This window comes from Shewanella sp. Sh95 (genome assembly GCF_001308045.1).
Lineage (GTDB): Bacteria > Pseudomonadota > Gammaproteobacteria > Enterobacterales > Shewanellaceae > Shewanella > Shewanella xiamenensis.
In genome coordinates this window covers 1-23,431 of sequence record NZ_LGYY01000240.1, presented here as the reverse complement: position 1 = coordinate 23,431, position 23,431 = coordinate 1, and the positions used below count along the sequence as shown (strand labels likewise).

At 45.4% G+C, this 23,431-nt stretch carries 21 protein-coding genes; 10 read left to right on the top strand and 11 right to left on the bottom strand.

Translation table 11 applies throughout. The features are described from left to right. Positions 1-157: 157 nt before the first annotated feature. The 5 genes from AEA42_RS18510 to AEA42_RS18490 form a co-directional block, all read right to left on the bottom strand. Positions 158-1,069 (bottom strand): alpha/beta hydrolase, encoded by a 912-nt coding sequence (locus AEA42_RS18510; protein ID WP_037427002.1) that lies wholly within the window; start codon positions 1,067-1,069, stop codon positions 158-160. Positions 1,070-1,124: 55 nt separating this feature from the next. Next, positions 1,125-2,270, bottom strand: coding sequence for an HDOD domain-containing protein (locus AEA42_RS18505; RefSeq protein WP_055648508.1), 1,146 nt, complete (start codon positions 2,268-2,270; stop codon positions 1,125-1,127). A gap of 199 nt (positions 2,271-2,469) precedes the next feature. After that, positions 2,470-4,950, bottom strand: a complete 2,481-nt coding sequence (locus tag AEA42_RS18500) for a prolyl oligopeptidase family serine peptidase (RefSeq protein WP_037427000.1) — start codon at positions 4,948-4,950, stop codon at positions 2,470-2,472. Between the two features lie 175 nt (positions 4,951-5,125). Then, the gene (locus AEA42_RS18495) at positions 5,126-5,701 is read right to left on the bottom strand and encodes an aminodeoxychorismate/anthranilate synthase component II (protein ID WP_055648507.1); all 576 of its coding nucleotides are present in this window, start codon (positions 5,699-5,701) and stop codon (positions 5,126-5,128) included. A gap of 194 nt (positions 5,702-5,895) precedes the next feature. Next, positions 5,896-6,543 carry a LexA family transcriptional regulator gene (locus tag AEA42_RS18490; RefSeq protein WP_000854920.1) on the bottom strand — a complete coding sequence of 216 codons (648 nt, stop codon included), beginning with the start codon at positions 6,541-6,543 and terminating at the stop codon, positions 5,896-5,898. A gap of 117 nt (positions 6,544-6,660) precedes the next feature. Here AEA42_RS18490 and AEA42_RS18485 point away from each other — a divergent pair, with 117 nt between their 5' ends. The 7 genes from AEA42_RS18485 to eexS are packed head-to-tail and all read left to right on the top strand — an operon-like array spanning position 6,661 to position 10,333. After that, positions 6,661-6,912: a helix-turn-helix domain-containing protein gene (locus AEA42_RS18485; protein ID WP_000451746.1), complete on the top strand. Its 252-nt coding sequence runs from the start codon at positions 6,661-6,663 to the stop codon at positions 6,910-6,912. Between the two features lie 55 nt (positions 6,913-6,967). Beyond that, positions 6,968-7,837 carry a hypothetical protein gene (locus AEA42_RS18480; protein WP_055648506.1) on the top strand — a complete coding sequence of 290 codons (870 nt, stop codon included), beginning with the start codon at positions 6,968-6,970 and terminating at the stop codon, positions 7,835-7,837. Beyond that, on the top strand, positions 7,824-8,486 hold the full coding sequence (locus tag AEA42_RS18475; RefSeq protein ID WP_055648505.1) for a DUF6475 domain-containing protein: 663 nt from the start codon (positions 7,824-7,826) through the stop codon (positions 8,484-8,486). Before AEA42_RS18480 ends, AEA42_RS18475 begins: the two co-directional genes overlap by 14 nt. Then, entirely contained in the window at positions 8,473-9,021 is a 549-nt protein-coding gene (locus AEA42_RS18470) for a lytic transglycosylase domain-containing protein (RefSeq protein WP_008843242.1), read from the top strand. The genes AEA42_RS18475 and AEA42_RS18470 overlap by 14 nt, the downstream gene beginning before the upstream one ends. Then, positions 9,018-9,317 carry a flagellar transcriptional regulator FlhD gene (locus AEA42_RS18465; RefSeq protein ID WP_000210563.1) on the top strand — a complete coding sequence of 100 codons (300 nt, stop codon included), beginning with the start codon at positions 9,018-9,020 and terminating at the stop codon, positions 9,315-9,317. The genes AEA42_RS18470 and AEA42_RS18465 overlap by 4 nt, the downstream gene beginning before the upstream one ends. Continuing rightward, positions 9,314-9,862 (top strand): FlhC family transcriptional regulator, encoded by a 549-nt coding sequence (locus AEA42_RS18460; RefSeq protein WP_055648504.1) that lies wholly within the window; start codon positions 9,314-9,316, stop codon positions 9,860-9,862. Before AEA42_RS18465 ends, AEA42_RS18460 begins: the two co-directional genes overlap by 4 nt. Positions 9,863-9,901: 39 nt before the next feature. After that, positions 9,902-10,333: an entry exclusion protein EexS gene (gene eexS / locus AEA42_RS21985; RefSeq protein WP_082389682.1), complete on the top strand. Its 432-nt coding sequence runs from the start codon at positions 9,902-9,904 to the stop codon at positions 10,331-10,333. 32 nt (positions 10,334-10,365) lie between these two features. Here the strand turns inward: eexS and AEA42_RS18450 are convergent, their stop codons facing one another. From AEA42_RS18450 to AEA42_RS18440, 3 genes are read right to left on the bottom strand one after another with little or no spacing between them, the layout of a single operon-like run. Beyond that, a complete protein-coding gene (locus AEA42_RS18450) occupies positions 10,366-13,935 on the bottom strand; it encodes a conjugal transfer protein TraG N-terminal domain-containing protein (protein ID WP_055648502.1) in 3,570 nt (1,189 codons plus the stop codon). A gap of 3 nt (positions 13,936-13,938) precedes the next feature. After that, the gene (locus AEA42_RS18445; RefSeq protein ID WP_055648501.1) at positions 13,939-15,327 is read right to left on the bottom strand and encodes a conjugal transfer protein TraH; all 1,389 of its coding nucleotides are present in this window, start codon (positions 15,325-15,327) and stop codon (positions 13,939-13,941) included. Positions 15,328-15,329: 2 nt separating this feature from the next. Beyond that, on the bottom strand, positions 15,330-16,274 hold the full coding sequence (locus tag AEA42_RS18440; protein WP_055648500.1) for a thioredoxin family protein: 945 nt from the start codon (positions 16,272-16,274) through the stop codon (positions 15,330-15,332). Positions 16,275-16,503: 229 nt separating this feature from the next. Between AEA42_RS18440 and AEA42_RS18435 the strand changes: the two genes are divergently transcribed. The 3 genes from AEA42_RS18435 to AEA42_RS22990 are packed head-to-tail and all read left to right on the top strand — an operon-like array spanning position 16,504 to position 17,533. Continuing rightward, positions 16,504-16,881, top strand: coding sequence for a MerR family transcriptional regulator (locus AEA42_RS18435; protein ID WP_055648499.1), 378 nt, complete (start codon positions 16,504-16,506; stop codon positions 16,879-16,881). 56 nt (positions 16,882-16,937) lie between these two features. Continuing rightward, positions 16,938-17,327 carry an organomercurial transporter MerC gene (gene merC, locus AEA42_RS18430; protein WP_055648498.1) on the top strand — a complete coding sequence of 130 codons (390 nt, stop codon included), beginning with the start codon at positions 16,938-16,940 and terminating at the stop codon, positions 17,325-17,327. Beyond that, positions 17,315-17,533: a GDCCVxC domain-containing (seleno)protein gene (locus tag AEA42_RS22990; protein ID WP_082389681.1), complete on the top strand. Its 219-nt coding sequence runs from the start codon at positions 17,315-17,317 to the stop codon at positions 17,531-17,533. The genes merC and AEA42_RS22990 overlap by 13 nt, the downstream gene beginning before the upstream one ends. 162 nt (positions 17,534-17,695) lie before the next feature. Here the strand turns inward: AEA42_RS22990 and AEA42_RS18425 are convergent, their stop codons facing one another. The 3 genes from AEA42_RS18425 to AEA42_RS18415 all read right to left on the bottom strand — a co-directional run bounded on the left by AEA42_RS18425 (position 17,696) and on the right by AEA42_RS18415 (position 23,297). Continuing rightward, positions 17,696-21,061 carry a DEAD/DEAH box helicase gene (locus tag AEA42_RS18425; RefSeq protein ID WP_055648497.1) on the bottom strand — a complete coding sequence of 1,122 codons (3,366 nt, stop codon included), beginning with the start codon at positions 21,059-21,061 and terminating at the stop codon, positions 17,696-17,698. Continuing rightward, entirely contained in the window at positions 21,048-21,923 is an 876-nt protein-coding gene (locus AEA42_RS18420) for a Hachiman antiphage defense system protein HamA (protein ID WP_055648496.1), read from the bottom strand. The genes AEA42_RS18425 and AEA42_RS18420 overlap by 14 nt, the downstream gene beginning before the upstream one ends. A 516-nt stretch (positions 21,924-22,439) precedes the next feature. Then, the gene (locus AEA42_RS18415) at positions 22,440-23,297 is read right to left on the bottom strand and encodes an integron integrase (protein ID WP_348625498.1); all 858 of its coding nucleotides are present in this window, start codon (positions 23,295-23,297) and stop codon (positions 22,440-22,442) included. Positions 23,298-23,431: the final 134 nt, after the last annotated feature.

Below are 23,431 nucleotides of genomic sequence, written 5' to 3'. Positions count from 1 at the left end.
CAACATTCACCATGCTTAAGGCCAAAGTGCATAAAGATTGCAGTTTAAGAACTATACAAGCGTTTACGCCAGAGGCATTTAGCATATTTAGTCAGAAAAAAAGTTATTTACCTCTATTTTTGCTAGCTATTCACCGAATATGAATAACTACACAATTTTAACGAATCAGCTGTGAAAGCACAAAATCCGCAATTTGTTCCCTCGCCTCAAGCGCTTCGGGCAACAGATGGAACAGGGGAAAAACATGGGGCATGTTGTGATAAAAACGCGATTCTACCGCGCCACCACTAGCCTTAACTTGCATAACCAGTCGTTCTGAGTCCTGTAAAAGCAGCTCACGCGTACCGGCAATCACTAAGAGTGGTGGCAGGTCTGCCAAGTTCCCCTGTAAAGGTGAAACCCGTTCTGACATAGGATTCGCCCCAGCAAGATACGCCCCGCGCAGCCGCAATAGCGACTCAATGGTAAAGAACGGGTCATCCGCGCCTAAAATCAGCTCGGTATCGCCGGTAATCGCTAAATCCAGCGCGGGTGACAACAACACACAGGCTTTAGGCATGGGCAGATGCCGCTTTTTAAGTTCGAGCAACAGACTTAAGGCTAAATTACCGCCGGCAGAATCGCCCATCAGCACTAGGTTATCGCTCCCTTTCAACTCAATTAAGTGCAGGTATGCCTCGAGTACATCGTCACAGGGTGCAGGATACGGATGTTCCGGCGCTAAACGATAATCCGGGATAAACGTATCGAGGCGACAACGTTCGCTGATATCGGCCACCAATCTTGCGTGGGCATGGGGAGTTTTAAAACAGAATCCGCCGCCACGAATGTAAAATAGATTGCCCAAACGCGGCGTGTCATCGAGCAGCACATAATGCAGTAGTGTGGAATGTTGTAAAGGAATTGAGGCAGTAACAAGCTTTTCAGGCCATGGCAACCAGCGCTTATCCAGCTCTAATAAACGTTGCCGTACTTGGCTTAGGGGAAGTTTGGCTTTACCTCGGCTGATCGATGGCCGTGCCACATAGGATAAAATAGTATTTAATACAGAAGCTTGCCAGCTTGGCATTTTCCGTCCTCCACATCAGTGCCGCAATTGGACACCGATGGGAACGGCGTGCAGATTACAGCAGATCCAACTTCCGATAATTCTGTGCTTTTAGGCGCAGCACTTCCTGCTCGCTGAGCTCGTAATAATCGAACATTAAGCGTTTTTCCTGCGGCTCGATTTGGCGCATCTCTTCAAGCAACAGCACCTTAGCATAACAATTCGCCCGTGCCACTAATGCGGCCGGCATCGAGAGTTCGCGGTAAGTTAAGGTTTGGTCCAACTCTTTAAGCAATTGAGTTAATGGACTCTGTTCAAACTTAAGTAACTCTAATAGTTGCCAATTAAGCTTATGTCCATGGGCTAACACTTGTTCAAAAACCACTTTAGCAGGGAATTCGGTGGCAATAACAGCATCGTACACTTCCTTATCTCGACTTGAGCTTGCCTCACGGATCCAATTGCCCCAAGTTTTATCAAATAAACGCGCACTCAAGCTAAGCACAACCGAGGTGCCTAACTGATTCATTAATGCACCACTATAAACTAAGGCTGAGTCAGTATTATGAAGCTGCGCTAACGCATTCGCTGCTATTCCGCTGACAATGCTATAGCGCCACAACTTGCGGGTGGTCCAGAGTAACTTAGCGTTGCCACTGGGCAGCCAATTACGCAGGCAAAAATAAGGAATAATGGTACGCAGATTTTCGATGCCAATGTAATTCATTACTAATTTGATATCGGTGACGCGTACGTCGGAACTCTGCGGGCGGCGCGCCCGAAATGCAGGACTATTAACCATATTGGTTAAATCGCGGCATAACCAGCTTAAATTGCTGATTAAAGGTCTTAATCTTGTGGCATCAAGATTTTTAGCCAGCAGTAATTCAAGTAACAGGACTTGCGATTCGTTAATATCCGACTTGGCTAGCACTAACTCAGGGGAAGCTAATTGATGCTCAATAGCATTATTCACTGTGTCAATAAGTTGCTTTGAAATGGCCTCAAATACTTCTCGAGCTTGAATTTGTTTAAGTAGCCGTGACAGTATAGCCTCTCGCTCTACATCGAGTTTATTAGCATCAGCCTCAAGCTCTTGGTCTAAATCATCCAATAGAGTAGGACTGGCTTTTTGTTTACCGAGAATAAGTTGCTGATAGAGCCTATGTTCTATCTCTAAAATTTTGCCAGGTCTGACGCCGCCCGCTACCGATATCGCCACAGTTTACCTTTCCTATCTCGCCCGTGCTAAGTGGCGCGCATACGCTAAAATCATTAAAAACATTGCAATTTCAGCATATAGGTTACCTCTTGGCAATAAGCAAACAAGTGACTATTTTACAACCTTGATTAGATTCACTCGCGCCGAAATCCACGCAACAAAAAGGCCTCATATTGAGGCCTTAATACTTTCGCGAGATTTACTTAAGCTCTTGTTCAAAGAGTTTGTAAATACGGCGATATTCGTCTAACCAGCTCGATGGCTGACGGAAACCGTGGGGCTCAACCGGATAAATAGCCGTTTCAAACATCGGTTTTTCCAGCTCGATAAGGTGCTGCACCATGCGCACGCTATCTTGGAAGAACACGTTATCATCCATCACGCCACTCATGATCAGTAATGGCTTAGTCAAGCCTTGGGCATGTTCAATGGGCGAGCTACGCTCATAGGCGATAGGGTCAACATCCGGCGTGTTTAAAATATTGGAGGTGTATGGCGCGTTGTAATGTGCCCAATCCGCCACAGGGCGCAGTGCCGCGCCTGCTTGGAATAATTCCGGCTCAGTAAACAAGGACATAAAGGTTAAGAAACCGCCGTAAGAACCGCCATAGGTACCGACGCGCTTAATATCCACGTTGGCATTTTGGCCCATCCAAGTCACGCCATCTTTTAAATCTTCGACTTCAGGATGCCCCATATTGCGATAAATTGCCGTGCGCCAGTCGCGACCATAGCCTTTAGAACCACGGTAATCCATGTCCATCACCACATAACCTTGTTGAGTCAGTAGGTTGTGGAACATAAACTCACGGAAGTAACCACTAAAGCCATAATCGGCATTTTGTAAGTAACCTGCGCCATGGTTAAAGACAACGGCAGGATATTTCTCGGCGCGGGATTTGTCGTATCCCTGCGGCAAATAAACCCGCGCATACACTTGGCCAGCGCCATGGTTTGAAGGAACTGCAACCACTTCGGGTGCTTGCCACGGATATTGCTTAAAGGCATCGCTGGTGTATGACGTGAGCTGTTTTAACTCACCGCCAATAGGCTGAATATAAAGCTCATTCGGCTCTGTACGGCGAGACGCATTCAGCAGCAACTTAGTGCCATCGGGGCTTAAGCTGTAATCTAAATTACCGTCCCACTGAGTTAATTGCTCGTTTTTGCCCGAGGCGATATTCACACGGTGAACATTGTAAATACCAGGGTGGCTTTGGTTAGCTTTGTAGTAGATGTAGTTTGCATCGGGCGATAGGGTAATATCACTCACCACAAACTTACCTTGGGTCAAAGCGCGGGGCTGTTCACCGTTCGCCTTGATATAAAGCTGGGAATAACCTGTTTCTTCAGAGAGATAGTACAGACTGTCCGTACCGGGTAACCAGCCAAATTGGTTATAGTCGTAGTTCACCCAAGCATCATCATGCAAGCGATGCTCGGTGATAAACTTGCCTTTTGCCAGATCGACACTGGCAATCCAGCGATCTTTGTTATCGGTCGCTTCGACCATCACCGCCAATTTGTTCTCAGACTCATGCCATTGAATCGCGCTTTGAGTCCAGCCCCAATCCTGCATCAGCTGGATTTTACGTGGAGCCTTAGTACTTTGATATGACTCACCTTTTGCTTTAGCGTTTTCACTCTTAACCTTAGCTAAAACGTCTTCATCGAAGCCGGTTAAGCCTTCGATAGTTACATCGATCTGTTTATGCTCATTGAGGTCTAACACCACAAAGCGCTGTCCTGGTGGATTATCTTCCGCGACACGGGCACGCACGGGCACAGGGTCGATATAGCCTTCGCTACCGAGGTAGTTTGGCATGATGTCGTGTTCACTGCTGCCGGTGTAATTTTTATCGGTTAGGGCTACAAACAGATAGCGACCGTCTGGCGACAGACTTAGCTCAGACACCACCTCGGCATCACCTAGATACCAAGTGTTAGCGGCGAGGGTCGGATCGCTCTTTTGCAGCTCGTTCTTAAACTGTTCTTTGGCTTTGGCATTTTCCTGCTGCAACGCCACATATTGAATGAGTCTGTGCTGCTGCTTGGCTAAGTAGCTGCTGGGTTCTTTCACACCTTCAGGCGCTTTCGCCATTTTGATTTCAGCCAACTGCTCCACTAATCCACTGTCTTGATGGATTTGGAAAACATTATCCCCTTGCCAATAGGCGATATCGCCATTGTTAAGGTAACGCAGGCCACTGATGGCAGTGCGCTGGCGGGTAAGCTGGGTGATTTTGCCAGAGCTTAAATGCTTAACAAAAATATTGCCTTGGTAGAGATACGCCTTGTTAGCTTTAGTGCTATCGAACACACCAAACTGTTGATCAGCCGCATGTAGCTTATCGATGGCCAGTTCAACGGCGCGGCTGTCATTAATGCCCTGCTGATAATAATTCCGTAATGGCGATGCACTGGGTTGGCGCGCAAAGAAAACGCTCTGACTGTCATCGCTCCAGTAGGCTTCCTTAGCGAAAATCCCCATCCAATCGGGGTTCGCCATAATTTGATTCAGCGTAAGCGGTTGTGAAACTTGGGGAGGCTGAGCTAAAGGGACTTGATAAGCCTGTGGTGTGGTCGTGGGAGTTGCCGTTTCGGTTGAGGTGGCGGCGCAACTCGTCAATACCGCAACGGCTAACGCACTTAAACCCAAATTTCGCATTACGCTGTTCATTTGTCCTTCCTTTTATTGTTATCGCAGCCCTAGTTACACTTTGGAGCTAACTCCATGAGTACGTGAGCAGGCATCGTTTTGCGGCAGTTATATCACACTTGAGCGACATATTTGCTTAAATGAAGGAGAAATCTTGTAACAAAGAGTAGAGCAAAATCGATTTTTTGGATTCAACCTAAGCCGATTGAGATAAGAAATTTGCCAACAATTCATGCCCTTGCTCGGTGAGAATCGACTCGGGGTGAAATTGCACACCAAAGAGCGGCAACTCTTTATGACTCATCGCCATAATTTCGCGTCCATGGTTCGGGTCATCAAACCAAGCATCCAGCACAAAACCGTCAGGTATGGTATCAACCAGTAAGGAATGGTAGCGAGTTACCGTTAATGGCTGATTTAACCCTTTAAACAGGCGCTCACCAGTATGGGTAATCTCGCTAACTTTACCGTGCATCACCCGCTGTGCTCGCACGACTTTGGCCCCAAACACCTGCGCCATGGCTTGATGTCCTAAGCACACGCCAAGGATCGGTAAACGAGTAGCAAAATGCTCAATTGCTGCCAAGGAAATCCCCGCTTCGTTGGGTGAGCAAGGGCCAGGAGAGATGACTAAATGACTCGGCGATAACACCTCGATTTCCGCTAAGCTGATTTCATCATTGCGTTTAACCACGATCTCTTGCCCTAACTGCTGAAAATACTGCACTAAGTTAAAGGTAAAAGAGTCGTAATTGTCTATTATAAGTAGCATACAGGCATTACCTCATTGTTTTAATTGTAAATTTTATCACAGCGATGGTAACCATACCCGCATTCATACCCGCAATTTCAATCAGTGCTTATTTACACACATATCAATAAAAATTTAAAAACCGGAGTCCAACATTGAGCTACAACCGGTTCGCTCAGAATCCGAGTTCAAGGACAAAACTTACTAGGGCCATACTACCAGAAATCGATGATAGCTTGTCGTACTACACCGATGATGGTGCAGTTGCCGTTGATCGGTATTGCAGGGTATTGGGGGTTCAAAGGTTTTAGGTACTTCTGTTCACCATCAATAACCAACTGCTTAAAGGTTGCTTCTTTCGAATCATCCAAACGCGCAACAACCAATGAACCTGAAGAGTACGGTAACTCAGGATCAACAACGATCACAGCTCCCTCAGGTATGGATTTTTTTCCGCTTGGATTTTCCATACTGTCGCCTTTTACGCGAAGTGCGAAACAACCCTCATGTGCTTTCCCAGTGACTTCACGCCACTCCTCAGCATCTTCATGGGCAAATCCCTCCGCTATTTCAGTCCAATCACCGGCCTGAACCCAGTTAATGAGAGGAATTCTTCCCTTAATATCAGGCCCGACTTCTACATTACCGACCCCCAAGCCAATCTCGCCATCACCTGTGGCGAGCCAATGAGCATTCACGCGAAGCGCCTCCGCGATCTGCATGGTGTAACGAGACCTAGCCGATTTACCAGAGCAAATCTGGCTGATCGACTGCTGTTTGATACCAATGCGACGAGCCAACTCTGACTGAGTCACCCCAGTAAGCTGCAAGGCATGGTTTAGTCGTTCGGATAAAGTTTTCATAAGCCCGTATTCTACAAATAAAACTGTAGCCTTTCAACAATTTTAACTGTTGACTTATCTACAGTTTAAACTGTAACATTCAATCTTGTAACAGTTATTATTGTAACAGGAGACGGTATGGAAGTGTTCAACACGACACAAAAACATCTCCGCCGTGCCATTGACTTGGTCGGCGGGCAATCAGCATTAGCACGAGCCATCAACTCAAAACAGCAAAACGTCTGGTTTTGGTTGAATAAATCAGGGCGTGTTCCCGCTGAATTCGTTTTACCCATCGAACAAGCTACGCAAGGACAGGTAACCCGATCCCAGTTAAGACCGGACATCTATCCGGAATGCCCAAGCGAGCTGAAAGCCAGTAACCAGTAGGATTAAGGGCAAATAATGGTCAGCATTTTACGTAAACAACAAAGCGAGTTCCTCCATGCGTGATTATGGCAAGGTCTATACCCGCTTTTGGCTAAAGCAAAACGTTTTGTCCTGGAGTGACTCAGCGAAGTTGCTAGGACTGTATTTGCTTACATGCCCACATTGTAATTTGCTTGGCTGCTTTCGATTGCCGATTGGTTACGTTGCTTCTGACTTGAACTGGGATGAGCAACAGGTTGCCAAGGCTCTAAATGAGTTAGAACAAGATCAGTTCCTCATTCGTTGCGAGGAATCCGGTTGGACTTTGATTCGGAGCTTTCTGAAGCACAACCCAATCGAAAACCCAAACCAAGGTAAAGCAGCCTTTCGGTTGCTTAAAGATGTACCTGCCGACTTCATTGGTATGGCATCGCTTTTGAAATCTCTTGCCGCTTTTCAAGCTCGGCTACCAGAAGAATTTTCATCATTGTTTATGCCTGATGGCAACCCGGTAAGGGACTCTCAACGGTCGGATGACTCTGAGAGAAGCAATAAACTAACAGTTAAAACTGTTGACCAGATACAGTTTGAAGACTTCTGGGATGTACAAATACGCAAAGAAAAAAAAGCGAAAGCCAAAGAAGAATGGCTACGCATGGGCCTCAATGAAGACCATGAACTCGCCTTGGAAGTGCTAACACGCTGGAAAGAGCAACGAGACAACCGATTGCAATATCAAGATCGGACTAAGACCCCTATGCCACATAACTGGCTTTTAAACCGGCAATGGGAAGACGAGTACGTTCGCATTGATGAAGTACAGCAATTATCGACGAGCCTAAAGGGCAGCAATCACCAATTGAACATTGAAGAAAGCAATCGCCGCATTGCTGAAAGCTGGGCCGGACCAGGTATTCGGGAGGTTCGTTCAAGTGCAGGAGGTTGATAAACGCGAGTTTGCTGAAGTTTGGGGAGCTGCTTGGGCCATGTATGGCAAAAGCGTATCACCACAATTGCTATCCATCGCATTTGAAGCCCTTCGTGCTTATAGCATTGAAGAAGTGCGAATCGGTCTGACTCGGCATATTCAATCACCGGATACTGGGCAATTTTTTCCAAAGCCCGCTGACGTCATCAAGCATATCGATGGCAACTCAGGTTCAAGAGCCATGATTGCTTGGAACAAAGTTGACAAGGCTGTTCGTCAGGTTGGCGCTTGGACATCCGTGATGTTTGATGATGCGCTTATCCACCGCGTCATTTCAGACATGGGTGGATGGGTTGAACTCTGCAAGGTTGATGACAGGGAATACCCCTTTAAGCAAAAAGAGTTTTTAACACGCTACCAGGCTTACTTGCTACGGGACGAAGTGGGTGAATACCCAAGGCTATTACAGGGTATTGCAGACCATCAGAACCAGCAAAAAGGATTTGATATGCAAGCGCCTGTTGCCGTGGGTGACTGGTCAAAAGCGGCACAAGTTTATACGAGAGGCATCGCCGACTTTAGCGCAGTGCCATTAAAAAGAATAAGCCCGAAAGCCATTCAGGCGCTTCTCGGAAATCAATTAGAGGACAAAAATGAAAACGATTAAAGCAAAAACCATTGCCCTAGTGATAGCCATGTCCGCAAGCACTTCAGTCTATGCGTTTCCGGGCTATCAGTGGGAAAAAGCAGCACAAAGTGTTGGTATTGATCCAGTCATGCTCTACGCCGTTGCCTTGGCTGAGTCGGCCTCACATCGAGGTCTTAACATGACCAGTCCATGGCCATACGCAATTCGCAATGGTTCAAACGCAACCTACGCCAAATCTAAGACAGAAGCGGAGCAACTGTTAAACCAAGCACTGCAAGAGACTGAAAAATACCAGCTCGATATTGGCCTTATGCAAATCAATTTGCATTGGCATGGGCATCGAGTGAGCTCAGCAGCAGAACTGCTAGACCCCATCACCAACCTTACGGTCGGCTCAAGTATTTTGGCCGAAGCAATCAAGTCTTCACCTAACGATTTAGAGCTTGGCATAGGCCGCTATCACAGTTGGAACGAAGAGCGTGCACGCTGGTATGGGCAAAGAGTGCTTTCTATCTATCGCAATATTTTACATGAACTGGAGGTCCGTCAATGACAACCAATCAACAAGACTTCTATCAATTAAATTTGGCGTACCTACACGCAGCACGTGAATTAGCGCGAATTGATCCGCAAGAGGCGGTCTTGCGCTTTGGACTTACACGCGACGTGGTGGATGCACTGATTAATGCCGGTGTTGACGACCTGCAACGAGTGGCGACCTCATCATTCATGCTGTTTCAACCAAGGGGTAACCAAAGCCAACTGATTGAGATGGTGAAGAGCAAAGGCACAGGTATCCCAAGAATCGCTTATTTATTATCAACCCTAAACAACAAGGGGGATGCATGATTGATAACCTGTCCAAAAGTGAGCTGTTTACCCGAGCCTCGCTGCTTATTAAGTACGGATTTCGAACGACCATTATCGCGCTCGATACAGGTTTGCCAATCCACATTATCAGAAGGCTCCACAAAGAAGTGACTGGCAAGTCACCTTGTCCTGGTCAATTGCCAGAATCTGATGCCATCGTTAAAAGTAGAAGAGCCTTGGTTGAAGGCTCCCTGCTGATGGCGCTTTATGTCAATATTGGTGGTGACAATGTCTACAAGCAATTAAATATTGATGCTTTGATGAAGGCTTACGATGCGTACTTGGTTGCAAGAGAAGAAGCAGATCTTCCAGCTGAGATCCCCTGGAAAAAACTAACCATCAATGAAGGTTGGGTTCTAGCTCGTGATTTAAGATCACAGCTTGCATCCTTACACCGGTGTCGATGCGGTAGTCTGTATTTGACGGTATCTCAACAGCGCATTCAGCTTAAATGTCCTGTGTGCGAAATTATGGCCGAGCAAACCACTAGAGCACTTTTTGAGAACTCACATGCTGATACATGATTTGATTGTGCACCGACCGTGCACTTTGAGAGTACTAAGATGACAAACTTACTTAAATCTTTACCAGCACGCTGCTGGGTTATATCACTGGGGCTTTTTCTGGCGACTTTGGCTGCGGCTCATTTTTTTCCATCAGAAATATTAACGGCATCTGCCAAGTTAGCGGCTCTGCCATTTCTGTTCTGCACCGTCGTTTTTTTCAGCTACTTGGGATTCAAAGCGACCTGCAACCCCATCGGCCTTATAGCCATCAACACTATGTTTTTAGCAATCGCATATTGGCAAGCGAGTTGGACAATTGTTGGTTTGGGACTCTTTTTCTTAGCTATTTGTACTGGAATTAGATTCTTGAGCAGCCAAGTTAAAGATTCGGGTAGAACTTTGAGCATTGAAGAAAAATGGTATTGGTATAAGCTCCATTCGTTTTTTGATGGCTTTTATCCAAGGTATCCCAAAAAGCCAAAAAAATAGCCAGCCAACCACAAGCTGGCTACCTTCTATTTTCAGTTCCTTCCTGATGCCTGGTTATAGGCCCTAATATCGATCAAGTTGTTCTGAGCATAATCTCCCGCAAGCGATGCATTTGAGATCACTGCAATCTGCTTATCCACAAATGCTTTATCTTCTTCGGACACACTGTCAGGAATGTAAGCGCCACTCTCATCCTTTTGACGATACTCATTTAGCATTTGCTCCCTTAGACCTAGCATTTCAGGCGACCAACTCGATGAGTCTTCAGAGTTGAATACGCGCCCCGCCAAACCTTCATTGAAAGCTTGAGCGAACACTTGACTTTGAATCGGGGTCAATCCCATTCTCTGCCCTTCGCTGTATGCTTCCTGTTTAAAATCATCGGCGTACTGTTCTAAGAACTCACCGTATCGATTGTTAACTGCCGCACCGAATGCCCCAGCCAACATGGCTTCAGACTTAGTGCCCCAGTTAACTTCGGAGGCATACTGCGTACTCGATCCACTGTATGCATCATTAAACGCCGTCAAAGGATTTTCCAAAGAGGTTCCGGCATCAACGGCTGCTTTTAAGCCATCCCATGTTGATTTGCTGGCCACCGTTGCGTTGTGCAAGAAACCTCGTGAGCCAGGATCTTCAAGCGCTTGTTCTTTGTAACTCTCATAGTCTTCGCCAAAGTGATTCAAGGTATGCAGAGCTGCATCAGTATGCTTGCCACTGAAATCACCAATAGCACTGGCGCTGTTGAAGAACATTTCAGCACCAGAAACTCCGCTATCATCAGCCATAATGCGTGATCGCCACTGAGATCCAGCTTCACTGTTTAGTCCAGATTGATAGGTACTTGTGTCAGTAGCTACGGCCTGCTGAGCTTGCTGCTGATGCGCATTCAACTGTCCATCTATACCAGACAGATTGGTTTGGTAAGCTGATTGAGCTGCGTTGAACTGAGTTTGAACTGTTGCTGCATCCTCGTAGCCGCCCAATACACCCGATTCCACTTGGCTTTGAGTGCCACCAAAAGTAGGTGCAGTTGATGACAAGCCTTCATTAGAGCGTGGCTGTATCGAGCGTAAATCGGCTCCGGTAGCCATGGCCATAACCGTCATTGCTGCTTGATAATCATTGTCTCGTTCAGCGGGCGTTGATGAGTTGCTATAGGTTAAAGACTCCATAGCTGCGGCCACATACGCCTGATTATCATCAGGTAGCAAGCGCTGATACATTGGAAGGTTTTCACGTAATCGGTTACCAGCTTCAACATGCTGGTTCATATAGCGACCTAAATAATCCATGACTTCAGGATTATCCGCCGCTAATCGGGTTAACGTCGCACCATCAGTATTTCTTTGTCCTGATAGACTGTAGCTGGCCTGATCAAGCTCACTAAAGCGGTTTGATGCCGTGACAACGTCTTGTGCTGAACTCTGAAGAGACTGATAGTCTTGGTTAGACAAGGACATCTCAACGCCAGAACGTCTTGAATCTGAAAGGTCCTTAACCATTGCATCGCGATACTCAGCACGTCGTGAATCACTTGATGCCAAGCTTTGCATCTCCCCTGTGAGCGTATTTGCGGTCGTAGATCGAGAACTGCCTTCTGACGACTCAACTTGGCCACTAAAGTTACCACCTAAATCTAGGCCTGCTCGTACCCTTGATAGTTTTGGTACACGAGATGAGTCTGGCTTATCCATTCCTGGCAAGTTGCCCTGTGGAGAATCATTGCCGCCCGTACCAAGAAGCCTTCCAAGAAAACCCTTATCAGCAACTTCTTTCTCACCGGGATTAGTAATAGTTCCATCGCCACCGACCCTTAAGCCTCCCGATAACACGCCAGATACCAAGCCACGTACAGCATCTTTTTTATCGTCTCCGAAACCATACCGAGTTTGTAGGTCATCAGTAACCTGATTAACAACGGCGCTAGATGCGGAATTAGAAGAACCGATTTGACGTCCAACTGAAGATAGATTGTCGTAACTTAGCTTTTCACCAAAGGTTCGGCTCATGGTATTGCCAACTTGACGGCTAAAGGCTTGAGTTGCCTGAGTCATGGATTCTTTTGCAGAGCCGACCATTGAACCCACTGCATTTCCGACAGAGAAACTGCTTAGTAGGTTTGACGCGCCGGTCATCGCAGAACCCGTAAGGGCAGAATTTTGGAACATTGACTGTGATTGCATTACCGGGGCATTTTTCGCGACATCTGGACTTGCCATCTTTTCATCAATGGCATCACCGTTTTGAAGACGTCCAGCCAAGTGGGTTGCAGTTATTGCTGAGCCATACACGAGCATGAGCGAAATCGCCGGAACACTCGACGCCAACATGCCGCCAGTAGCTATCCAGGTTTGCAGCACTGAATCCATCTGCATCATCCCAGCAAAAGATGGCACTTCTGTACCTGCAAAGGCATCAAGAGCCGACATTTTCCCTGCAACGGTTAAATGAATATACAGGTTAATGATGGCCATGACAGGCATCCAAAGTTGAATCCAAAGCAGGATTAACAAGTACTTCCCAGCCATTCGCATCCCGATTTGGCCAAGGGCTATCACAAAGGCCATCAAAGGGGTGATGGCGTAAATGAAACCCTCAAAAAACGTCATCATCGGACGAACAATACTTTGGAACAGAGTCTGCTCCGCCGCCCATTGCGTATTGCGCTGCTCAATCGCTTGGTTAACCATAACGGCTGCGGTGAAAGCTTGATCATCCATATACTTGCCCGTCACGCTTTGCTCATAAATAGGCAAAAGCACTGACGCGGTCATGTACTCTTGGGTGTTAACCGAAGCCAAACCAAGGTTATTCAGTGCATTTCGGATCACGTCATCAGTGTCAGTGGCTGACGAAGTCCCCAATGAGGCTGATAGAACCTGTTTAAGCCTTGGAATGAAGGTTGATTCTGTTATGAGTTTCAGCTGGCTATAGGCATCGGTGCAGTCCAAATCGCTACTGCTACCACTGAGCATGATGCGCGTGCCATAAATGCGCGAATCAAACCTAATCGCAGTCATCGGGTTAGGATCACTCAGCACCTGATCGAGGTTCTTTTGGCCAATGTCGATACCAATCAAGGTGCACTCTTTGATGTAGTTAAACCACGATTGCTCGATATCCGAGCCGCCGACACGATTTGCATCACCCAACCCAGTGCGATCCATCACCTGTTTTCTCACTTTAATCAGTGTCTGTAAACTGGATGCAAAGCCGTATTCCGTCATGGCGGGAGTTGAGAACGCCGTTTCAAACAATCGCGTGATTTGAAATCCAACAGTCGAAATTGTACTGCCTGCGGCAGCAACACCGATGGGCACATTATCAACCACTCGAACTTGTCCCGTGTACGCATCCTCAATGCTCACTCGGGTACTGGGCCCAAACATGGTTGCAAAGACTAGCCATGAGACTAAGACGTGTTGAAAGTTAATCCCACGACCACCTTGCATTAAGGCCTGAACAGAGACCATCAATACCCCAATGAGCAAGCCAATCCGAACCATTGAAGTAAAGTCGCCTGTACCAGTGATCATCGCAACAGCGTTCAGGACCTGCTCTAAAAAAGCCGAATCCCCGATAGAATAGATTTCCCACATTATCTATTCCCCCAGCGCCGTAGATTTAACGGTGTAATAACGCTGTTTGCGAATGGTCTGAATCACCTGGTTAAAATGTGCCAGCAACTCTTGCTCTGAGCCGTATCTTCGCTGCAACGCAGCGTACTCCTCATTGATTTGGCGACGTGCACGTTCAAGGTCTTCCGTTAATAACTTCGCATAGGCATGATCTTCCGCACCGGAGGTACTTCTAGCTGCATTGAGCATGTCTTCAACCAATGCTCGGGCCATCTCAACAGCAATAAATGGAGCCGCTCGTGAAGCAAACGACCTAGCAGCCCCTTCATTTAATGCAGAAAGTGTTCGAATCATGCCGCCAATGCTCGCAGGAGCCGAGGTCATAAAAGCCTTTTCGGTGGTGCTAGCAGCCCCTGTATTTCGAGCAAACTTAAAAATAATACCGTTACTGGAACCTGTACCAAGAAGTAAATTTTCTACCTGAGTTGATAACCCGGTAAGAGTCACGTTAGTGATTGTTGGGTTCAGACAACCGTCTTGCGTCACTGTGTCACATCGGTACATAGCAACGTTGCCGCCATGAATTAGATGCTCAATAGTCACTTTATTGCCATTCAGCCTGGTCAGTTTTGGGGCTTTACCTTGGCCATCAGCGGCATTAGCAAGATCACCAACAATGATCGAACCAGTCACCGACATAACCGCTTCAAGAAAACGGTCATCCCCAGATGCAAACCAGCTTGATGCCGAGTGACGTTTCAATGCTCGCCAAACCAAGTTGCCTTTAATCGTTTTGTTCACATCAGATGCCGCGACACTCGAAGCGTTCTCGTATGGGTTCTTACCATTGGACTCACTCCAACTGGTAAAAACGTCTCCAGCCCCTTTGAGAGAGCTCAACATGCTGGCTTCTGTTTGCCCCTTCTTACCAAAAGCAGCCAGAGTATCGTTCACGACTCCCTGAGCCATTTGACAGGAATTGCCAAAATATTCGTTCAACTGCTGGATTTTCTTTTGCAGTGTCTCCATGTGCTGGGAGCATTTCTCACACATAGCACTGAGCGCCAATTGGAATGCGTACCCCTTGGCATTTGCCGCTACAGAGCGAAGTAATTGAACAAACTGATCCGCGTTAACAAATGACAAACTTCCAGCGAACATATCAATGCCGCCACAACCAGCTTGGAATGACGGAGGCACCATAGAGACGAGGTTTTCGTTCATGATCCTGTTACGAACAACAACACTTCCACCAGATATAACGCCACGCCGCTGACTCTCGAATACACCAGGCGCAGTGGTGTTGGTCATTGAACCAAACAACTGATTCATCTCCTGTTGCAAGCTTGCTTGGCTCATAGATGAAAAACCAATCGCACAGGCGATTAGCGATACTTGGAATACTTTTTTCATCGTTATAACCCTCCTTGTGCACGCAGATAGCGAACAAGGAACTCAGGGTCCTGTAATATTTTTTCGTTAAGCTCTTGGGCTGACATCGCGAGTGAAACGCCGGGCTGAACAGGTCTGGTGGCATAGTAAGTTTGATCGTCAATCCAACCGGCTTGATGGGCTGCAAGAATGATTCGATTATTGAGCTCATCAAGGCTCATTGCGCCCTGGCCAATCGGAGTGATGACATTAGGCGGGTCAACTAAGAAAACCGCAGGAACAGTCGTAACGGACAAGGATTGAGCTTGTCCTGAATCGACTTTGTAATTTGGAAATTCTCCACTTGGTAAAGGCAAGCCATCGACAGCAATAGCAAACACCTCGAAACCGTAGTTCAAAGCCATGGATTCGATGATAGGCGCTTGAGCATGGCAATAAGGGCAATCCGAACGATAGAAGAAGAACAAGCCAGCCCGTTTTGCTACTTCACCTAAAGCAACATCCCGTTGAGCGCCAGCTTCTCGATCCATCCGATTGGCAGCATAGGTCGCCAAGGGTCTACGACTGATTTCATCCAAAACAGGATCGCCCATGACAACCTGCTGACTAACATCAGCAAACTGTGAGCCCTTATCCATCATGACTCGCTGGAGATACAGATAGGCTCTGACATTCTCATTCGTCGGCTCATCAATTGCCTTGTCCATGAACGACTGCATGTGCTCTCGGAACCAGGCAGCACTGAAAGGCTTTAGCCCGCTCTGACTCGACTCTGCCGCACCTGATTCCGGCTTAATAGGCTCTTCATCCTCCGCTGGCTCAGGAATGACCTGATACCAAAACCAGCCTTCCTGACCACGCTGATAGAATTGCCTATCACTAGCATGGGCGGGCAGGATGAATAGAAAGAAAATAATGATTGGGATGGTCACCCATAGGATGAACCAAGGGAACAAGGGGGTTCTCATTGTCAGCTCCAGAAAATTTCATAGAGCTAACATGCTAATGATCCCGGTAAGAGCGATTGGCCAGATAGATGAATGAATCGTGTGTTTTTCTGACTAGCTGTTGTGACCAGTAACAACAGCTAATTTTAACGAGCCAAATTTATGATTGGACCGCTTTGAGCGATTATCGGAAGTTCAGCTTTTGTCTAATAATGTTAAAATGATGCTAGTTGTTTAAGAGAATCTACTTATGAAAACCATTGGAAAGCTGGCTAAAGAACTAGACATTAACGTAGAAACAGTCCGATTCTATGAACGTAAAGGGATTATCGTGCAGCCACCAAGACCTGATAATGGTTATCGTATATATGACAAAACTCACATCAATCAACTTAAATTCATATTAAAAGCTAAAGCTTTGGGCTTTACACTTGATGAAATCGCTTCACTCATGTCTATGAGTGGAAACTGCGCTGATGTCGAATCGATGGGGTTACACAAGCTTGAGCTGATCCGAGAAAAAATTGCCGATTTGCAACGGCTAGAACAAGTGATTCAAGATATGACAAATTCTTGCAAAGCCAATCAAGACCCCAATTCCTGTCCAATAATAAATTCGCTCAATTAGCTGTTGACTCCGTACCCATATACGGAGTTTAAACTACCTCAAAAGTAGAGGTAATTATGATTAATAAAATTCTAGATAAAGTAGGCTCCGGTGGAGTATGGTTAGCGGCACTTAGTTGTACAGGTTGCTTTCCCGCTTTAGGCTCTCTAGCATCAGCTCTAGGGCTAGGTTTCCTGTCACATTTTGAAGGAATAGCGGTTAACACTTTATTACCGTTATTTGCTGCGCTCGCTTTATTGGTCAACTCGTACAATTGGTATCAACATAAGCATGTGGCAAGAGGCATATTAAGTGTTATTGGCCCAATTGCTGTATTACTGACCCTTTATCCGTTGTGGCAATACGATTGGAGCACTTACTTATTTTACTTTGGGATCACATGGATGGTATTTATGTCAGTGTTGGATATCGTCAAGCCTGTTAAGGAACCCGTATGCAAGGTATAGAATTAGAGTCTAAGATTACTTGTCCCGAATGCGGGTTTAGTAAGGTCGAGACCATGCCAACAAACGCTTGCCAGTGGTATTACGAATGTGAAGGATGCAAAGCGCTGCTCAAGCCGTTAAAAGGTGACTGTTGCGTATATTGTTCTTACGGGACCGTTAAATGCCCTCCTATTCAAGAAGGAAGCAGTTGCTGCAACAAATCTTAATGTTTGCTTTTGGCACTTAGCTTCCAGGTGGCATAGTTCAGCTGGCAGAAATGAGCGAACAGCGGACTTAACGCCGCGCTCTGTGGCAAATTTGCAGCATATTACCTAAAATCCAGAAACAGTTCAGTTTCATCTATTGCTGAGGCCGAAATATCTATAGGTTTATTCCTCGAGTTGAGCGCGAGGATCTCTCAAAACCACCTGATAAACCCCATCATTGCTCCGTTCAAATGCAACCCGGTAATCATTTGCAACATCACGAAAAGGTAGTTGGCGATCAGAGCCTACGAGTAGTTTCTGTCGCCCGTCTGGAGTACATAGATAATCTTGTTGTCGAATACTTCGAAGCAAAAGAACGGGTGGCTCTCCATCAAACCCATTGACGGTAAACCTTCTGAAGCTAGGTAGCCTGTCGGGCGTTGATGCATGATTTATTCGATGCAAGCTAAGCCAATTTTTTGAATGATCACTAACCAGCACATTTAAGGCGTCTAAAATATCAGGCCTTCTTAAACTGATTCGCACTCGTCTGAGGCTATTTCCTAAATCGACGCCGGAATTGGCGATTTCAGTTGAAGCCGCGCGAGATCTAATACCAGATAGAAATACCCAACAAGCCAACAGGGAAGGTAGCCCCATTTCCACGAGGATCGCTACATTGCTCAGCACGTCTGATTCATCTTCCAGCCCAATACTTTTTGCTTGCTGAGATGCTGCGTGTATTAACCAAGGAAACGTGAAGCCGTAAACTCCTTTGCAAATGTCATCAGCACTATCATCCAGCAAAGTAATTTCACGCATCGAGATTCCCGATAGCCATGAAGACCTTATCCTATTAAACGATTTTTTTGCTGGTGCGTCTTGAATAATAGCAGCTGCGTTTTGTATCGCCCAATCTTCTAGCCAGTTTAAAAAGGAAAGTATTGAATCAATGCTGAACTCTGAGTTTGATACTGTCTGTGCGTGATTGACGAAAACTGCTATATCAAGAAATAGCTTCGAGGCAACGGATATTGGAAGGCCTGAAGATCCATATGCCTTCCTTTGAGCCCTATCCGGGATGGATTTTACCAGATAGTCGGCTCGCTTACTTAAGAGCTGAATCAGTTCGTCGGAACTCAATCCGGTATCTGCGCTTGCCTGCAGTGAAGCTAATGAATTTCGAAAAAAATCGTCAACCCATTGTTCTGGCTGGATATTGTTTGGATTAATTATTTCATCTTCCTGAATTGATAAAAGGCTGTCATCAACCAGATCTAAAATGTAATGGAATTCCTCCCGGGATTGATCTTCAAGTGCTGTAAAGTCATTCTCAGCAACCATGGTAAGAAGTTGTTGGAAATTTAGTTGATGCTCATCAGATATACGCTTCAACAGATTCAAAACAAAAAGAAGGCCGCTCTGTACTTCGTTGCTATTTTTCTGGTTAAAAAAATAGTTTGCTAACGCAATGTCTTTTCTAACTTTCCAATCCTCATTTGTTCGGTCAATTGCATAAAGAATTTTTCCTTCTCCATCTATGAAGGCGCGACCGGCTCTCCCACATATGTTCCAAAAGTCTCGATGATCAATAGGATCTTTACTTTTGAAGGGAGTAGAAACAATGACTGAAGAGATTCCTATGTTTACGCCTTGTGCAAGAGTAGTTGAAGCAATAACTAATTTTGGTGCAAAACTTCGCATTAACCGCTCTATTGCGAGACGAGTTTCTGGAGGAAGTCTATTGCTGTGGCAGATAATGCCTTTACGCGCAGCATGAAGTTCTATAGCATTTTCACCTAGATCTTCTATGCATGTAGCTTCAAATAAATCCCATTCGAGTTGAGGCCAACTATGGTGCGGAGCGTCTTCTCCCATTGCGGTTAAAGATGAGGAGGCAAGGCCCGGAATACTGTTAGCACGTGCAGAAAAAATCATCACAGGCCCCACGGTACATAAGCGCAGTGCAGAGGCTGCAATAGCTTCTCCTTTATCTGCAGGAAATGGTTTTCGTCTGCCCTTCCATATACCGGCTCCATGATCAAATTGCCGATTGCATTCTATCTGTTGTACGAATCTTGGGTTAAATGACTCGTATTCACCGCGCCAATCGATGCGAACGTTATTTCCTTGCCATTGCAATATACCGAATCTTTCTGAGGAAGGTTTCCAGTTTGATCGAGCGACATTATTTGGATTGCGTGTTAGCCAATTTGAGATATCTTCAGAGTTGGGAAGCACAGCGGAAAGCATTAAAACCCTAGAATTATTCTTGTTAGATATAATTCGCAGATGGTCTAGAAACAGTTCATTCCTTACATATCTTTCGTTTGCACCTAATAGATGACCCTCATCAACTATTATCAAACCAATTTGCGACATTAATTCAGGGCTCGCTCGTAACATTGCCCGAGTCTTTTCGGGAGTTGCTATTGTAATGCTCGACGACTCTGCTAGTTGGGTGTCCGACCTGCTCAACCTAAACCCACCGTATAGATGTGATACGGGAAAGCCAAGTGGGTCAAAGGTCTTGCTTAAAGTTTGTTCGATTTCGATAGCTAATGATCTAAAAGGTGCCAAATAAAGCACTTTGGCTGCCGGATCACCTAATAGTGTTTGAAGTATGGCTAGTTCGGCCACTCGAGTCTTGCCCGCACTAGTGCGCATATTTATCACAGCACCAGGGGTCGTAGAATCCAAAGCTTTATCAAGCGCATCAATTTGAGAGGTCCAAAGCTCAGTAATACGATTCTTATCAAAGGCTAATAATCGAATGTATTTTTTAACAATATCTTCATCACCATCCATTAACCGCGGTAATCTGGACCATAGCGAATCATCTAAATTGCCAGCCAACATCAGCCTTAATAAGCGCATTACGAGCCAGTGCGAAGGGGAGTCATAATCAGAAGCCAGTTCGACTCCACTAGTAAGAAGTTCGTCGATTCGTTCAGGGATTCGGTGGTCGCCGGAAGCAAAATATTCTAGTGTTAAACTCAATGCTCTTGAGCTTATCAATGCAATAGCATGGTCGAGAATGTCGTGATGGGACTCAAACCTTGTAAGGTCGTCGAGTAGAAATTTATTGGTTAATATAATTACTTGTTCTGGGTCTTTTCTTATAAATGCAGAAATAATTTCTGCTATATCAGATTTTGCCTCGATTTTTCTTATTGTTACAAAAGCACGAGAGTACTGTCCTGCAGCATAAAATGCCATTGCCGATATCAAAACGTGAAAGACACTTGAGTTGTTCTCTTCTGTATGGGGTTGATTTACGTTGCCAAGCAAGCCTGCACCAAGCTCCAATGCATGGACTGCTTCATCAGTCCATTCCTCTTCAGCAATGCTAATAGCGGCGGCTAATATTGAGTATGCTGATATAGTCACTTTGTCTTGTAGAGACGGATCGAAGTTAGGGAAGTTGTCCTGGGTCTCTCCGACTTCATATAGAAGATGACTAGCATTTGATTGGGCAAAGAGATTTACCGTTCCACCTGCTTGAAAGCGTTCAATTATTCTTTGTGCGGTTTCTCTAGGGATTGCCATGAGCTTCCTCCTCAATCCCTTCAAAACATGCAGTAACAAATTCGATGGGCTTGGACATGGCCAATGAGATCATGACGAGTTCGCTTATATTACTGTCAGCATGGGTATTGATCGGATTGGCACTATTTTGATTGCTTAAGAGTATTCCGACATAATTTAGATCGAGGTTTCCATTCGCAATTTGTAATGCACAGCTTTCTACTTGGTCAGCCAAATTATTTTGACCAGATTCATAAAGTCTATCTGCTACAAATTGCAGGGAAGCAGGCAAGCCTCCTTGGTAAGAGCTATTAAGCCCCTTAATTATGTCCTCCACGGCCGCTTTAGATGGCACACCTCTAAATTTTGCTTCTCCTATTATTATTCGGGGCTTTCTGCCTCGGAAGTCGAAAGCTAAAACATCATCTCCCTTCATGGATTGATCTACATTTGGGTTGTATCTTAATCGGTAGACTGGAAGATTGGCACCAGACGAAGCAACTATGTATTCAGCTAGAAAAACTTCTGTTAGGTTGCCTTTCTGCGTATCAGAGTGAGTTGGGAAACGCTGTACATTCGCATCATCGATGGTGTAACCAAGTTTTTTTAGAGAAGCGATTTTTCTGTTGTCTCGCGCTATCATTTCGGCACTTGCATGATGTTGGATCAATGCAGGCCTTAGTTCTTGAACAGCATCATTAACTTTTGCGTCAGGGATTAATAACTCTCGATGCGCAATATTTTTGGCAGTAACTAAATCTGTAGAAGCAGCAAAGTAGCCGAAGCTGTTCACTGTCGGGTGTATCCCTAATATGCTTTCGTGTTTTGATTTACGTTTCACCGCCGTCGTTTTGACAGGTGCATTTTCCAGCGGTTCAGACATTTCTATTCTTCCGTGTCTTTAAAAATGTTCTTCGATATAGGCATGAGCCTTTTCGAATAGCTCTTAGTTTCTGCAAAGCTCAAACTATTTTTGATTTATCTTCTTTTATCTCGGAAGATATTTTAAAGCTATCGCTGAAATAAAATTAAGATATGCTCTTCAGGCTAATGAAGCTCATAACGCTTATCCTGCGGAAAAGTCTGTATTTAAATACGGACTTTTTTTATAAATTTAATGTACAGAACACTACATTGCTTTTTTATAACTTACAACTCCTAATAGGTACAACCGATATTTGCATTTGCTACAAATGCGGATTAACCCCTCGAACATACGCTTGCGGCCCCCTGATGCGAACCGGATTTTTTTATCGAAGGTTGAAATGTCTGCTTTTGGCACAGAGACGATCTTCGCTTTGAGCGAAAAGCAGAGATTCAGCACCTCAACACAATCCGCATGCGAATGACCGCTTTTACCGCAAAACCGGACATGAAGCCCGGTTTATTTAAAACGAAATTATCGGTCTATAGGGCTAATTGTCCCTGATGAATGTTGACCGATGACATGTGTATATATTTGAGTTGTCTTCAAATCCGTATGCCCTAACAGCTCTTGAACTGTACGAATGTCTGTTCCCGCTTTTAAAAGCTGCGTTGCGAAAGAGTGCCTGAATGTGTGTGCGGTAACGTGTTTCTGAACACCTGACCGTATAACAGCGCTCCTTAATTTCTTTGTTAGGGACGTCCAATGCAAGTGATGGCGGCAAACATATCCATCCACTGGATGCTTACACCTGACAGATGATGGGAATATAAATTGCCACTTAAAATCAGAAATTGCGTAAGGGTATTTTCGAGCGAGCCCTGGCGGGAGACTTGTTTTACCCTCACCTTCGCAAAGATCCTTTTCGTGAAGATCACGAACCTTTTCAATATGCAATTTAAGGGGTTCAACAAGCTTTTCAGGTAACATCGTGACTCGATCTTTACCGCCTTTGCCACGAAATACATAGACATTCCTTGACTCAAAATCGATATCTTTAACTCTTAGCATTAATAGTTCTGCTTTCCTTAGCCCACAACCATATAAAAGCGAAAACATCAGTTTATAGCTACCGGATAGCTGATTGATGATACTCATTGCTTCGTTATGAGATAAGACGGATGGAACCCGTTTAGGTGCGCGTGCTTTTATCGTATCAGGTAGTAAAGTAAGTTCTCTCTGAAGTATATGTTTATACATGAAGACGATAGCGCAAAGCGCCAAATTTTGAGTAGACGCCGTAACTTGTCGGTTTACGGCTAAATATGTCAAAAAATTAGTTACCTCTTGTTCCCCCATGTTCTTAGGATGCTGTTTTTTGTTAAACAAAATGAAGCGTTTTATCCGTCATTCCGCACCTAATTTTCGATTTAAAAAACTTGACGGCGATCGGTCATTCTGATCTATTACTCTCTTTTGCAGGTAATTCATCATGGCCGCTCCCGCTATCTCTATCCGTAACCTCG

Coding starts and splice junctions, on each gene's coding strand:
- AEA42_RS18450 (WP_055648502.1), bottom strand. CDS start 13,935: ATGTGGGAAATCTATTCTATCGGGGATTCGGCTTTTTTAGAGCAGGTC.
- AEA42_RS18425 (WP_055648497.1), bottom strand. CDS start 21,061: ATGGCAATCCCTAGAGAAACCGCACAAAGAATAATTGAACGCTTTCAA.
- AEA42_RS18420 (WP_055648496.1), bottom strand. CDS start 21,923: ATGTCTGAACCGCTGGAAAATGCACCTGTCAAAACGACGGCGGTGAAA.
- AEA42_RS18440 (WP_055648500.1), bottom strand. CDS start 16,274: ATGAGAACCCCCTTGTTCCCTTGGTTCATCCTATGGGTGACCATCCCA.
- AEA42_RS18510 (WP_037427002.1), bottom strand. CDS start 1,069: ATGCCAAGCTGGCAAGCTTCTGTATTAAATACTATTTTATCCTATGTG.
- AEA42_RS18485 (WP_000451746.1), top strand. CDS start 6,661: ATGGAAGTGTTCAACACGACACAAAAACATCTCCGCCGTGCCATTGAC.
- AEA42_RS18480 (WP_055648506.1), top strand. CDS start 6,968: ATGCGTGATTATGGCAAGGTCTATACCCGCTTTTGGCTAAAGCAAAAC.
- AEA42_RS18465 (WP_000210563.1), top strand. CDS start 9,018: ATGACAACCAATCAACAAGACTTCTATCAATTAAATTTGGCGTACCTA.
- AEA42_RS18460 (WP_055648504.1), top strand. CDS start 9,314: ATGATTGATAACCTGTCCAAAAGTGAGCTGTTTACCCGAGCCTCGCTG.
- eexS (WP_082389682.1), top strand. CDS start 9,902: ATGACAAACTTACTTAAATCTTTACCAGCACGCTGCTGGGTTATATCA.
- AEA42_RS18490 (WP_000854920.1), bottom strand. CDS start 6,543: ATGAAAACTTTATCCGAACGACTAAACCATGCCTTGCAGCTTACTGGG.
- AEA42_RS18500 (WP_037427000.1), bottom strand. CDS start 4,950: ATGAACAGCGTAATGCGAAATTTGGGTTTAAGTGCGTTAGCCGTTGCG.
- AEA42_RS18445 (WP_055648501.1), bottom strand. CDS start 15,327: ATGAAAAAAGTATTCCAAGTATCGCTAATCGCCTGTGCGATTGGTTTT.
- AEA42_RS22990 (WP_082389681.1), top strand. CDS start 17,315: ATGCAAGGTATAGAATTAGAGTCTAAGATTACTTGTCCCGAATGCGGG.
- merC (WP_055648498.1), top strand. CDS start 16,938: ATGATTAATAAAATTCTAGATAAAGTAGGCTCCGGTGGAGTATGGTTA.
- AEA42_RS18435 (WP_055648499.1), top strand. CDS start 16,504: ATGAAAACCATTGGAAAGCTGGCTAAAGAACTAGACATTAACGTAGAA.
- AEA42_RS18470 (WP_008843242.1), top strand. CDS start 8,473: ATGAAAACGATTAAAGCAAAAACCATTGCCCTAGTGATAGCCATGTCC.
- AEA42_RS18495 (WP_055648507.1), bottom strand. CDS start 5,701: ATGCTACTTATAATAGACAATTACGACTCTTTTACCTTTAACTTAGTG.